This is a genomic window from Arthrobacter pigmenti (genome assembly GCF_011927905.1).
Classification (GTDB): domain Bacteria; phylum Actinomycetota; class Actinomycetes; order Actinomycetales; family Micrococcaceae; genus Arthrobacter_D; species Arthrobacter_D pigmenti.
The window spans coordinates 1,335,182-1,348,634 of record NZ_JAATJL010000001.1 but is presented as its reverse complement, the minus strand read 5'-3'; the positions used below and the strand labels follow the sequence as shown (position 1 = coordinate 1,348,634).

8 protein-coding genes and 1 riboswitch are annotated in these 13,453 nt (G+C 64.1%); of the genes, 1 reads left to right on the top strand and 7 read right to left on the bottom strand.

Annotated elements, in window-relative coordinates; genetic code table 11:
- Nucleotides 1–4: 4 nt before the first annotated feature.
- The 5 genes from obgE to BJ994_RS06145 form a co-directional block, all read right to left on the bottom strand.
- Nucleotides 5–1,594: a GTPase ObgE gene (obgE, locus tag BJ994_RS06165; protein WP_167992538.1), complete on the bottom strand. Its 1,590-nt coding sequence runs from the start codon at nucleotides 1,592–1,594 to the stop codon at nucleotides 5–7.
- A 132-nt stretch (nucleotides 1,595–1,726) separates the two neighbouring features.
- The gene (gene rpmA, locus BJ994_RS06160; RefSeq protein ID WP_026545518.1) at nucleotides 1,727–1,987 is read right to left on the bottom strand and encodes a 50S ribosomal protein L27; all 261 of its coding nucleotides are present in this window, start codon (nucleotides 1,985–1,987) and stop codon (nucleotides 1,727–1,729) included.
- 57 nt (nucleotides 1,988–2,044) lie between these two features.
- Nucleotides 2,045–2,353 carry a 50S ribosomal protein L21 gene (gene rplU / locus BJ994_RS06155; RefSeq protein ID WP_167995888.1) on the bottom strand — a complete coding sequence of 103 codons (309 nt, stop codon included), beginning with the start codon at nucleotides 2,351–2,353 and terminating at the stop codon, nucleotides 2,045–2,047.
- Between the two features lie 153 nt (nucleotides 2,354–2,506).
- Nucleotides 2,507–4,066 (bottom strand): bifunctional hydroxymethylpyrimidine kinase/phosphomethylpyrimidine kinase, encoded by a 1,560-nt coding sequence (gene thiD / locus BJ994_RS06150; RefSeq protein WP_425339369.1) that lies wholly within the window; start codon nucleotides 4,064–4,066, stop codon nucleotides 2,507–2,509.
- Nucleotides 4,058–4,175, bottom strand: a riboswitch (TPP riboswitch). Its footprint overlaps the gene before it by 9 nt.
- A gap of 131 nt (nucleotides 4,176–4,306) precedes the next feature.
- The gene (locus tag BJ994_RS06145) at nucleotides 4,307–7,744 is read right to left on the bottom strand and encodes a ribonuclease E/G (RefSeq protein WP_167992536.1); all 3,438 of its coding nucleotides are present in this window, start codon (nucleotides 7,742–7,744) and stop codon (nucleotides 4,307–4,309) included.
- 379 nt (nucleotides 7,745–8,123) lie between these two features.
- Here BJ994_RS06145 and BJ994_RS06140 point away from each other — a divergent pair, with 379 nt between their 5' ends.
- Complete coding sequence (locus tag BJ994_RS06140) at nucleotides 8,124–8,357, top strand: hypothetical protein (RefSeq protein WP_167992534.1); 234 nt, start codon at nucleotides 8,124–8,126, stop codon at nucleotides 8,355–8,357.
- 12 nt (nucleotides 8,358–8,369) lie between these two features.
- On the opposite strand, the gene dxs is transcribed toward BJ994_RS06140, so the two are convergent.
- Both dxs and acnA read right to left on the bottom strand, forming a co-directional pair.
- Entirely contained in the window at nucleotides 8,370–10,343 is a 1,974-nt protein-coding gene (gene dxs / locus BJ994_RS06135) for a 1-deoxy-D-xylulose-5-phosphate synthase (RefSeq protein WP_167992532.1), read from the bottom strand.
- Between the two features lie 197 nt (nucleotides 10,344–10,540).
- Nucleotides 10,541–13,336 (bottom strand): aconitate hydratase AcnA, encoded by a 2,796-nt coding sequence (gene acnA / locus BJ994_RS06130; RefSeq protein WP_167992529.1) that lies wholly within the window; start codon nucleotides 13,334–13,336, stop codon nucleotides 10,541–10,543.
- Between the last annotated feature and the right edge of the window lie 117 nt (nucleotides 13,337–13,453).

The window sequence follows — 13,453 nt, the reverse complement described above, 5'->3', positions numbered from 1 at the left end:
CCTGTCAGTCTTCGTCGGCAGGAGCGTCCTTGTCAGCCGATGCTGCGGCTGCTCGGGAGTTCTTGTAGTTCACCGATTCGGTCCAGATCCCGGCTTTCCGCTCGGCTTCGAGTTCGTCGCGGGCTGCTGCGCGCGCGTCCTTGCGGCTCTGGTAGTCATCGCGTTTCGCTTCACGTGTTGGACGCACGAACTCCGCGAGACGGAGGTCAGTTCCGCGAGGTGAAGCGAGGAGTTCAGCCCCGCCCATCATGGTTGGCTCCCAGTCGAAGACGACGCCGTCACCCTCGCCGATCACCACCGTGTCCCCCGGCTTGGCTCCGCTCTTGAAGAGCTGTTCCTCGACACCCAATTTAGCGAGCCGGTCGGCAAGATAGCCAACGGCTTCGTCATTTGTGAAGTCGGTCTGCTTCACCCAACGTTCAGGCTTTTCGCCCAATACACGGAAAAGGGGTTCCAGGTTCTTTTCCTCACGCCGGATGGTGAAGCCCTTTTCGTTGACTGCGCGGGGACGCAGGACGGGAGGGACGACGACGGGCGGCAAGGCTTCGAGCTTTTCCCGGGCGTCGCGCACGATCTCGGCCATGGCGAAGCCGAGTTGGCGCAGTCCCTCATGGCTGGACGCTGACACCTCGAACACGCGGTAACCCCGGGATTCCAGTTCCGGACGCACAAACTGTGCCATGTCGCGCCCGTCCGGGACGTCTACCTTGTTCAGGGCAACGAGGCGCGGACGTTCGTTCAACGGGATGACTTCGCCACCGGGTCCGGCGTAGCTCATGTCCACCGCGTAACGCTCCAGTTCGCGTTCGATGATCTCCAGGTCGCTGAGCGGATCCCGCTCCGATTCGAGCGTGGCGCAGTCGAGGACGTGCACCAGGGCGGCGCAGCGTTCCACGTGCCGGAGAAAGTCGTGGCCGAGCCCCCGGCCTTCACTCGCGCCCTCGATCAGCCCGGGAACGTCCGCGATGGTGAACCGCACCTCGCCGGCTTCAACGACACCCAGATTCGGCCGAAGCGTGGTGAAGGGGTAATCGGCGATCTTCGGACGGGCAGCCGACATGGCGGCGATCAGGCTCGATTTTCCGGCTGACGGGAATCCAACGAGGGCGATGTCTGCGATGGATTTGAGCTCCAGGACAACGTCCCGTGCATCACCGGGAATGCCAAGCAGCGCGAATCCCGGAGCCTTTCGCTTCTGGGAGGAAAGCGAAGAGTTCCCGAGACCCCCTTGGCCGCCGGCAGCTGCAACGTATTCGGTCCCCGCCCCGACCAGGTCGGCGAGAACTTTGCCGTCGCGCGTCTTGACCACGGTGCCGTCCGGCACGGGAAGGATCAGCGTTTCGCCCTTCCGGCCTTCGCGCCAGTCACCCATTCCGTTGCCGCCGTTGGTGGCATGGCGGTGCGGTGCGTGGTGATAGTCGAGGAGGGTGGTGGTCTGCGGATTCACGCGGAGGATCACCCCACCGCCGTCGCCGCCGTTACCGCCGTCGGGACCGCCCAGTGGCTTGAATTTCTCCCGCTTGACCGAGACGCAGCCATGTCCGCCGGTACCGCCGGAGACATGCAGAACCACCCGGTCAACGAAGCTTGCCACGGTGTACTCCTCTTGGAAATGTCACATCGATGCCGATTCTATCCGGCTTAAAAGAAGGTGGGGCGAGCCTTGCTGGCTCACCCCACCGATAAATCTGAGCTGGTGCTCACGCGCGGTGTGCGGTTGCGGGTACTACTCCGCTGCCGCACCCACGATATTGACGACGCGGCGCCCGCGGCGGGTACCGAACTCAACGGCTCCGGCCTCGAGGGCGAACAGCGTGTCATCTCCGCCACGTCCAACGTTGGCGCCGGGGTGGAAGTGGGTTCCGCGCTGGCGGACGATGATTTCGCCTGCCTTGACGACCTGACCGCCGAAGCGCTTCACGCCGAGGTACTGGGCGTTGGAGTCGCGACCGTTGCGAGTGGAACTCGCACCCTTCTTGTGTGCCATCTGTTATGCCTGCCTTCTACTGAAACTGAAAACCAGTGGATGAGTAACCGGTAACGGCTACTTGATCCCCGTGATCTTGACCTTGGTTAGTTCTGAACGGTAGCCCTGGCGCTTCTTGTAGCCGGTCTTGTTCTTGAACTTCTGGATGACAATCTTGGGACCGCGGAGGTTCTCCACGATCTCGGCAGTAACAGTGACCTTCGCAAGGTCTTTTGCTGCTGACGTTACCTTTTCGCCGTCGACCAGAAGGAGAGCAGGCAGCTGGAAGCTGGTGCCGGCCTCACCGGGGACGCGGTCAAGGGTAACGAGGTCTCCCACGGAAACCTTTTCTTGGCGGCCGCCTGCGCGGACAATCGCGTACACCACTTGGGAACTCACTTCTCTCGACGATCAAAACTGTTTGCATACTGTCTCCGGGACCGTACGCTGAAAATGAGCGTAGCCGGAGGTGCTTGTGCACTTGCGGTGTCCCGGCGCCCGGAATTAGTCATACGAGGGCGCCTGCACCGAAGATCAAGATTACGGCAATTTCGCGGATTCCCGCAAATCAAGGCGAGTCGGCGCGTCGAAGAACTCGTGTTCGTACCAGGCGGACGCTTCGAAAGCGGCCAGCATGGCGCGCCGATCGTGCCCGGAAGCACCGGCAAAGGCCGCGTCCGCGTAGGCGATTGCCTGCGATGTCGCCTCGGCAAACGCCGGGTCGGCGTAGGTTTCCATCCAGGTTGCGTAGGCGTGCTCCCGCCCGGCTCCCGCCGCCGTCCATTGCGCGTGGAGCGTGTTGCCCACGTGCGCATACAGCCAGTAGCAGGGAAGTACAGCAGCAACCACAACCGGGTAGCTCCCGTTGGCGGATGCCGCGAGGAGGTGATCTACATAGGCCTTGGTGACCGGGCCCTGTTCGGGCATGGTCTCGCGACCGGACAGCCAGGTCCGGTGCAACTCGGATTCCACTTCAAGGCAGTTCTTCGCCCCGCTTGCCCAGAACAATTGTTCAGCCTCAGTGGGAGCGAGGGAACTTGCGCGGGCCAATACCCGCGAATAGTCCCGCAAATACAGCGCGTCCTGCGCGAGGTAGTAGGCGAACTGGTCCGCTGGCAGCGTTCCATCTCCCAGCGATGTCACGAACCCCAGGGTGCCGATGGCCGCACGGTGTTGCGCGGTGAGTTCCCAGGCCTGCTCGCTGAAGGGCCGGGAATTCGCTGTGTCGGAGATGCCCATTGCGTGGAAGTGGTGAATCGGCCCGTTGCCCTGGCCGACTTCGAGTTCGTCCGCATGTTCCAGGGCACCACGTAGCCAGTCCTTCACCAGCACCAGCGACCTGTGCCAGTTGTGGGTACGAACCTGCACGGTCGCCAACGCGGCGGACAGGGAGCAGCCGGTGCCATGGGTATTTCGCGTTGCCACCCGTGGACCGCCGACCTCAGTCACCACCAGGGTGCCGTCCGAGGGCTCAACCAGTGCGTCAGGACAGCCCGTACCTCCAAGGTGCCCACCCTTCACCAGCACAACCGTGCCCGTGGCGGCAGCGAGCCGTTTTCCCTGCTCGAGCGCGTCTTCCCACGTTGTCGCGACCGGTTCGTTCAGCAGAACCGCGAGTTCAGGAACATTCGGCGTTACCAGCGCAGCAAGCGGTACCAACGCCCGCAGGGCGTCTTCCGCGTCAGTGGCCAACAGTCGGTCACCGCTGGTAGCGACCATCACCGGGTCAAGAACGACGACGGCGCCGCCCGCTTGCGGCAGCCACTCCCGGACCGTCTGAATGGTTTGTGTGTCCCCCAGCATGCCGATCTTGACGGCATCGATCACGACGTCGTCACTCACCGCAGTGAGCTGCTCACGAAGGAACGAGGACGGCGGGGTGTGCACGCTGCGCACGCCCCGGGTGTTCTGTGCCACGAGGGAAGTGACGGCAGCCATGCCGTACCCGCCGTGGGCGCCGATGCTTTTGAGGTCCGCCTGGATCCCTGCACCGCCGGTGGGATCGGTGCCTGCGATGCTGAGCACGCGGGGAACGGTCCGTACCCCGGGTACGGTGGACTGGAAATCTACTGTGTGCTGCATGAGCGTGCGAATACTCATTCGCGACATCCCTCCGCTAGGCCAAGGACCACCGGACGGCGGCCATCTCTAGATCAGGTTCAACGCGTTTCATCTCAGCCGGCAGGTGCCGGCACCGCGTGTCACTGCGTCTACCCTATCCCAGCGCCGGAGGCGTGCGAACCTGCCTGCCGTGAGGCTGCGGCAACGGGCTGACCGTCCTACACAGCGCAGGGCGCGCCTTCCCTCGCGGAACGGCGCGCCCTGTAGCCGCTGTGGGACTTAGAGGTCGGAGGCCGGCACACCGACCCCGAGGATCATCGGCTCCTCAGCAGGGGTTTCTTTGGGCGCATCCCTGTGCACCTTGGCTACGTACTGCGCGCCCGCTGCAGCGTTGGACTCTGCGGCCCTGCGTTCGATCGTGGCGTCCGAGGCAGAGCCCTGAGCGCTGCTGGCGGACCGGTGGCGCCTTGCGCGGCGTCCGCGGGAACCAGGTTGTGCTTCCTGTGCCGGAGCGACGGACTGTTCCTGGCCACGCGGAGCCTCGACTGATGCCTCCGGCCGAGCCACAGGTTCGGCCGACGGGTACCGGTTGAAGGCTTCCGTAAGGCTTTCCAGCGTCAGTCGCGGCTCTTCCCTGGTGGAGACAGGCGCCGATTCCGCCCGTGGCAGGATTACCTTCTCACCGTTGATCGTGAGCACGGCGCCCGATGCCGCCACCTGTTCGGTGTGTCCCTCGTGCTCGTGCTCATGTTCGTGCGCGGCATGAGTGGCAGCAGCAATGTTCGCCAATGCGGCACGTGCTGCTTCGGCACGTGCCTGGCGTTCGGCGTCGTCGGCCTTTGGCTCGGCAGCCTGCGGCTGCTCCTCCTGCGGCTGGTTCTTGACGCGGTTCCGCTTGCGTTCGCTGCGGGACATCTTTTCCTGGCGCAGATGCTGCTGGTGATTCTCGGAAGACACAGCGTGACGGCGGTGTTCCACCGGCTCGTCGTGCGTGACGACGCCGCGGCCGGCACAGTGCTCACAGTTCTCACCGAAGACCTCGAGGAGGCCTGTGCCCATCCGCTTGCGCGTCATCTGCACGAGCCCGAGCGAGGTAACCTCGGCTACCTGATGCTTGGTGCGGTCCCTGCCGAGGCATTCGACCAGTCGCCGCAGCACCAGATCGCGGTTCGCTTCGAGAACCATATCGATGAAGTCGATGACGATGATGCCGCCGATGTCCCGGAGACGAAGCTGCCGGACAACTTCTTCGGCCGCCTCAAGGTTGTTCTTGGTGACTGTCTCTTCCAGATTGCCGCCGCTCCCGGTGAACTTGCCGGTGTTCACATCCACAACGGTCATTGCTTCTGTCCGGTCGATGACCAGTGATCCGCCCGAGGGCAGGAACACCTTGCGCTCCAGTGCCTTATGGATCTGCTCATCGATCCGGCGTGCGGCGAAGATGTCTTCGTTCTGGGTCCACTTCTCAAGCCGGCCAACCAGATCCGGGGCAACGTACATGACGTATGCCTCTATGGTGTCCCACGCTTCCTCACCGGAAACGATGAGTTTCGAGAAGTCCTCGTTGAAGACGTCGCGGACAACCTTGATTGTCAGGTCCGGCTCCCCATAGAGCAGTTCCGGGGCAAGCGTCTTGGTTGACGATGCCTTACCCTCGATCGTCTCCCACTGGGACCTGAGCCGGTTGATGTCGTGGGTGAGTTCCTCTTCGCTGGCACCTTCGGCGGCGGTCCGCACAATGACTCCGGCGTTCTCCGGGAGCCGGTCCTTCAGGATCCGTTTGAGGCGATTGCGCTCGACATCCGGGAGTTTCCGCGAGATACCCGTCATCGAGCCTCCCGGTACATAGACCAGGTACCTGCCCGGCAACGAGATCTGGCTGGTCAGACGGGCACCCTTATGACCGACGGGATCCTTGGTGACCTGAACGAGCACCGAATCCCCCGACTTAAGCGCAAGCTCGATCCGCCGTGGCTGTCCGTCAAGGCCTGCAGCATCCCAGTTGACCTCGCCTGCGTACAGCACGGCGTTGCGCCCGCGTCCGATGTCGATGAACGCCGCTTCCATGCTGGGTAGCACGTTCTGGACCTTGCCGAGGTACACGTTGCCGATAAGTGAGTCCTGCTGCGTCTTGGAAACGAAGTGTTCGGCGAGCACGCCGTCCTCCATGACGGCGATCTGGATCCTGTCGTCGCGCTGGCGCACCACCATCTGCCGGTCGACCGACTCCCGGCGGGCGAGGAACTCCGCCTCGGTGATGACATGGCGGCGCCGGCCCGAATCCCGTGATTCACGGCGGCGCTGCTTCTTGGCTTCCAGACGGGTTGAGCCCTTGACGCTGGTAACGCGGTCCGACGGCGCATCAGAGCTCTGCCGCGGCGCCCGGACGCGGGTCACGGTGTTGGGCGGATCGTCATCCTGGCCGCCGGTGAGCTCAAGATCTTCCTCACCGCGCCGCCTGCGACGACGACGGCGGGATGTCACCGCCTCGGAAGCGTCAGCGGATTCATCCGGACCCTGTGATTTCGACTCGGATTCTCCCGCGACACCATCCCCGGCACGGTTCCGGCTCCGGCTCCGACGGTTGCGTCGCCGGCCACGCCCGCTCTCGTCGTCGCCCTCGTCATCAGTGGCGGTCTCGGTGGGGGGCGCGTCCTTGGCGGTGTTTCGAGGCACGACCGTAGTGAGGTCCGGCGCATGGAAAAGCAGCGACATCGGTGAGTCCGGTACCGCGAACGGGTCCAGTCCGGCATCCGGTGCGGGTTCACCGGACTCGGCGGTCGTTTCCTCCGCAGGGGCACCCCCTGCAGTCGGAACGACGGCGGTCGGATCGGCCGGCGTTGGAGTTTCGGCTGCCGTGGCCGGGTCTTCGGATGGCTTCTTGCTCCTTGAGCGCGTTGCACGTGCGCGGCGGGGCGCCTTGGCGGGCGCCTCTTCCTCAGCCGGTGGCTGCTCGGGCGCCTGCTCAGGGGTGGGTGTCTGTCCAGCCGCCGTCTCTGAACCGGACGATCCGGCGTCGGTTGCAGCCTCGCCGGACTCTGCGTCCGCGGATTGAGTGCCCTTGCCCTGGGCCGGCTCTGCGTCCCCAGCTGTGGGCGCCGCTACCTTGGTTCCTGCACGGCGCCTGCGAACAGGTGCCTTCGGTTCGCTGTACGACGTTTCCGGAGTCCCCGCCGTTTCCGGCGCCTGGACTGCCGATTCCCCGGCGTCCTCCCTCGGGGCGGAAGCCGTTCCGGTCTTGGCCGTTCGGCGCGCACGTGCCGGCTTCCGTGTCACGGGTTCCGTCCCCGTCCCGGCGCTCTCCTGCCCGGCAGCAGCATCGACATCGGCGTGGTCGGAGGCAGAAACACCGGTGGCAGGAAGATCAGTGGCAGGAACACCAGCGGCTGGAACGTCGGCGGCATCCGCGCCGATGGACGGCTGCTCTGAAGGCGCGGCCGGGAGTGAAATTTCAGTCTGGGCGTCGGCTTTCTTGCTGCGGGTGGTACGCCGCCGCGGGGAGGAAGCTGCGGCTTTGCCCTGCTCCGACAAGGTACCCGGGGCGGCTTCCGACTGAGGCTCCGCTTCGGCTTCCGGCTTGGTCTCCGATGCCGACGTATTCGCTGCCGCGGAGCCCTCCGCTTTCTTGCGTCGGGTTCGTGCCGGCTTGCGCTCGACGATTGCCTGCTCGTTGCCTACCTCGGTTGCCTCTGAGGTATCTGATGCGTTTGTATCCATATTCGGCTGTGCTCCACCCTCGCGGGGCACCGTCCACATTCCGGCGCCCGCAAGGCGCTTGGTCGGCTGTACGCGGCCCGTGTGCTCGCGTCAACCGGAAGTCCTTATGGTGTCATTCGAGGTCGCGCCAACCATGGGGCGCGGCATCACTCGAAGACCAGTGGCGCTTTTCCTGCCCGATCGCTGAAATCAGTACGGGGTCTGCCCGGCGGATTCTGCGGCGTTCACCAATACAAGTGCCAAAATCCGCAGGAGCGTCGCCGGCAGAACCGGAAGCTGTGTCACTGGACCGATACGGGAATGTGGTTCCCGAACCAGCCACGTTCATTGTCTCACACGCCCGTCAATCTCCCCGCCCGCCGCGGTCTAAGCTGGGCTGATGAGCGGAGAGTCTTTCCTGGGTCTGGAAGTAAAGGGGTACACCTTCAAGTGTCTGGTATGCCAGAACCCCGAATTCACGCAGCGGGACATCCTGCTGAACACGGCCGGCCTGACCGCCTTTGACATGGATTGGGCGAACAAGTCCTCGGACGGCGCAATCTGCACCGACTGCGGCTATATCCATGAGTTCGCCTACGGGAGCAACTACCGCTGGGTCCGCTGGAAGCGGTAGCCCGCTTCAGCGTCAGAGTTTGGGCAGTTGACCCGTCGCGGTAGGTACCTGGCCCGGAAGCGGCCGCGCCACCGGGACCTTGGTTCCCAGCACCTGTTCCACGATGTCCTGGGCCACCTTGCGTGCCGTAAGCCCAACCCGCTCCATGACCTCGCTTCGCGACCCGTGGTCGAGGAACTCCACCGGCAGCCCCACTTCATTGAGTGCGGTATCAACGCCGGCAGAGCGCATCTCCTGCCGGATCCGGGAGCCCACACCGCCGGCACGCACGCCGTCCTCGATGACGACGACGATCCGGTGTTCGGCCGCCATCCGGATGACCGAGCGCGCAACCGGGAGAACCCAGCGGGGATCGATGACCGTTGAACTGATGCCCTGGGCGCCGAGCCGGTTGGACACGTCCAGGGCCATCTCGCTCATGGCGCCAACGCTGACGATCAGGACATCGTTCTGACGTGACCCTGCCGGGCGCCTGCAGAGGACATCCACGCCGTCCACTAGCCGTTCGACAGCTTCCACTTCAGGACCGACGTTCCCCTTCGAGTAGCGCACCACGGAAGGAGCGGCGTCGATCGCGACGGCCTCACGCAGCTCCTCGCGCAGACGGGTTGCATCCCGCGGCGCAGCCAGATGCAGCCCCGGCACGATCTGCAGCATCGACAGATCCCACATGCCGTGGTGACTCGCGCCGTCGGGCCCTGTCACCCCGGACCGGTCCAAAACAATGGTCACACCCGCCCGATGGAGCGCGATGTCCATCAGCAGCTGGTCGAAGGCGCGGTTCAGGAAGGTGGCGTACAACGCCACAACGGGATGCAGTCCACCGAATGCCATCCCTGCGGCGCTGGTGAGCGCGTGCTGCTCGGCGATGCCGACGTCGAACACACGGTCGGGGTGCTTGGCAGCGAACCGGTGCAGGCCAACCGGAATGAGCATGGCTCCGGTGATGCCCACGATGTCTTCGCGCTCATCGGCTATGTCCGCGATCTCCTCGGCGAACACGGACGTCCAGGACTGCACTCCCCCGGCCTCGACCGGCTCACCCGTCTCCGGGTCGATGATGCCCACCGCGTGGAACTGGTCGGCCTCATGGGCACGCGCGGGCGCGTAGCCATGACCCTTCTCCGTCATCGCGTGGACGATCACCGGCCCGCCGTAGTTCTTCGCCTGCGTCAGGGCATGCTCGACGGCGGTGAGGTCGTGGCCGTTGATGGGTCCGATGTACTTCATGCCAAGGTCCTCGAAGAGACCCTGGGGAGCCCACCAGTCCTTGATGCCCTTCTTCGTCGCATGCAGGCTCTTGTAGGTGAACTGCCCCACCGGCCCGCCGTTCTGCAGCTTCCCCTTCAGCCAGTCGAGTGTCCGCTCATAGACCCGGTGGGTTCGTACGGTGTCCAGTGTGGGCCGCAGCGACGCCAGATAGTCGGCAACACCGCCGATGGTCGGCGCGTAGGAACGGCCGTTGTCATTCACGACAATCACCACGCGGCGCCGCTTGTCAGCGGCGATGTTATTGATGGCCTCCCAGGCCATTCCGCCCGTCAGCGCGCCGTCTCCGATAACCACGACGGCGGTGCGGTCCGGCTCGCCCTTCAGGACTCTCGCGCGGGAAATACCGTCTGCCCAGGAAAGCGAGGACGAGGCATGCGAGCTTTCAACGACGTCGTGCACTGATTCCGCCCGGGAGGGGTAGCCGGAAAGTCCGCCCTCCTGGCGCAGCGAAGCGAAGTCCTGGCGGCCGGTTACGAGCTTGTGGACGTACGACTGGTGGCCGGTATCGAAGACTATGCTGTCCCGTGGTGAGTCGAATACGCGGTGAATCCCGAGGGTCAGCTCCACGACGCCAAGGTTCGGGCCCAGATGCCCGCCGGTCCGGGAGACATTGCTGATCAGGAAGGCGCGAATTTCGGCAGCCAGTCGGGAGAGCTGCTGCCCCGATAACCGGCTCAAGTCCTGTGGGCCGTGGATGGTCTCCAGGAGTCCCATCGTGCCTCCTTCTGATACTTCTTGATTCGAGCCACCGGCGTCAAAGTGTAACGGCCCGGTGCATGGTCACTGGCTGTTAACTCTAACGCGGCGGGTCTTCAGTCCGTGCCGGTTCGTCCTGTTCCGGGAGAGGCAGAACAAAAGCACGCCGCGCCCCATGGCAGGGACGCGGCGTGCTCGTGACAGTGCTCAGGTGGTCAGGAAGCCGCCGTCAACTGGCGCAGAACGTAGTGCAGGATACCGCCGTTACGGTAGTAATCTGCCTCACCAGGAGTGTCGATGCGGAGCACCGCGTCGAAGGAGACGGGCTCACCGCCCTCCTCCGGCGTGGCCGTTACCTTCACCGTTGACGGCGTGTTGCCGTCATTCAGTTCGGTAACGCCCTCGATGGAGAAGGTTTCGGTGCCGGTCAGGCCCAGCGTCGCGGCGCTCTCACCGGCGGGGTACTGCAGCGGCAGGACTCCCATTCCGATCAGGTTGGAGCGGTGGATACGCTCGTAGCTTTCGGCGATGACCGCCTTCACCCCAAGCAGTGCGGTTCCCTTGGCGGCCCAGTCACGTGACGAACCGGATCCGTACTCCTTGCCTGCGAGTACAACCAGCGGAGTGCCTGAGGCCTGGTAGTTCATGGCGGCGTCGTAAATGTAGGTCTGCGGCCCGCCGGTCTGGGTGAAGTCGCGAGTGAAGCCGCCTTCCACGCCGTCGAGCAGCATGTTGCGCAGACGGATGTTTGCAAAGGTACCGCGGATCATCACCTCGTGGTTACCACGACGTGAGCCATAGGAGTTGAAATCCTTTCGGGCGACGCCATGCTCCAGCAGGTAGCGACCGGCCGGGCTGTCCGACTTGAAGGAACCAGCCGGGCTGATGTGGTCGGTGGTCACCGAATCGCCGAGCTTGGCGAGCACGCGGGCACCGTCAATGTCCGCAACCGGCTCCGGCTGCGCCTGCATGCCCTCGAAGTATGGCGGCTTCCGCACGTAGGTGGAGTCCTCACTCCAGGCGAAGGTGTTGCCCTCAGGAGTATCGAGAGCCTTCCAGCGATCGTCGCCGTCGAAAACGCCCTCATAGCCCTTGGAGAACATCGCCTCATCGATTGAGGAGTCGATGACCTGCTGGACCTCTGAAGGGCTCGGCCAGATATCGCGCAGAAATACATCGGCGCCGGACTCGTCCTGGCCCAGCGGATCATTCTCGAAGTCGAAGTCCATGGTTCCGGCGAGTGCGTACGCAATCACGAGCGGTGGCGACGCGAGGTAGTTCATCTTCACGTCCGGGTTGATCCGGCCTTCGAAGTTGCGGTTTCCGGACAACACAGCAGCCACGGAGAGGTCGTTGCTCTGGATCGCGCTGGAGATTTCCTCTTCGAGCGGCCCTGAGTTTCCGATGCAGGTGGCGCAGCCATAGCCGACGATGAAGAAGCCGAGCTTCTCCAGGTACGGCGTGAGCCCCGACTTGTCGTAGTAGTCGGTCACGACCTTGGAACCTGGGGCTACCGAAGTCTTCACCCACGGCTTGGACGCCAGTCCCTTGTCCACCGCGTTCCGGGCAAGGATCGCGGCGGCAAGCATCACCGACGGGTTCGAAGTGTTGGTGCAGGAGGTGATCGACGCGATCGTGACCGCACCATGGTCCAGGATGAACTCGCGCCCATCCGGCATCTTCACCTCGACGGGACGCGAGGGGCGGCCATCAGCCGATGCTGCGGCGGACGCCGTGAGTGTGGAGGTCATTGCGGGGACATCAGAGGCCGGGAAGGACTCCTCGAGCGCTTCATCCAGTGCAGCTTCGTCGGCGTTGCTGACGTAGTTGTGGATGTCCTTGCGGAAGTGTTCCTTGGCGTCGGTCAGTTCTATGCGGTCCTGCGGCCGCTTGGGGCCGGCGATGGAGGGAACCACCGTGGACAGGTCCAATTCGAGGTACTCGGAGAAGCGAATCTCCCGCGACGGATCGTGCCAGAGGCCCTGTTCCTTGGCATAAGCCTCGACGAGTGCGACGTTCTCCTCGGAGCGACCCGTCAGGCGCAGGTACTCGAGGGTTACCGCGTCGATGGGGAACATGGCGGCGGTGGAGCCGAACTCGGGGCTCATGTTGCCGATGGTCGCGCGGTTCGCCAGCGGCACCGCTGCAACACCATCGCCGTAGAACTCGACGAACTTGCCCACGACGCCATGCTTGCGCAGCTGTTCGGTGATGGTCAGAACCACGTCGGTTGCGGTCGCGCCGGCGGGGATCTCACCGGTGAGCTTGAAGCCGACAACGCGCGGGATCAGCATCGACACGGGCTGGCCAAGCATCGCTGCCTCGGCCTCGATGCCGCCGACGCCCCAGCCAAGAACACCAAGGCCGTTAACCATCGTGGTGTGGGAGTCAGTGCCCACACAGGTGTCCGGGTAGGCGCGCAGCTTGCCCTCGACCTCACGGGTCATGACGGTCCGCGCCAGGTATTCGATGTTGACCTGGTGCACAATGCCGGTGCCCGGCGGAACAACCTTGAAGTCATCGAAGGCCGTCTGGCCCCAGCGCAGGAACTGGTAGCGTTCGCCGTTGCGCTCGTATTCGATCTCCATGTTGCGCTCGATCGCATCGGAGTTACCGAAGACGTCGATCTGCACCGAGTGGTCGATCACCATTTCGGCTGGCGCGAGGGGGTTGACCCGTGAGGGGTCTCCGCCCAGTTCCTTCACGGCCTCCCGCATGGTCGCAAGGTCCACGACGCACGGCACACCGGTGAAGTCCTGCATGATCACCCGGGCGGGCGTGAACTGGATTTCGGTGCTCGGCTGCGCGTCAGCGTCCCAGCCGGCGAGGGCGCGCACATGGTCGGCGGTGATGTTCGCGCCGTCCTCGGTGCGCAGCAGGTTTTCAAGCAACACTTTGAGGCTGTAGGGAAGGTTCATGGCACCTTCAACCGCATTCAACCGGAAAATCTCGTATTCGGCCCCGGCGACATCTAGTACGCCTTTGGAACCGAAGCTGTCCACACCACTCATGTCAGGACTCCTCTCGCCGTCTTCTATCCTTGTTCCGGCAGGCGCCAGCTGCTAGTTAGGAAGACCTAAGACAAGAGCCGGCAGCGGCACAGGTATCGGCTCAGAGCCGAAGGCTGC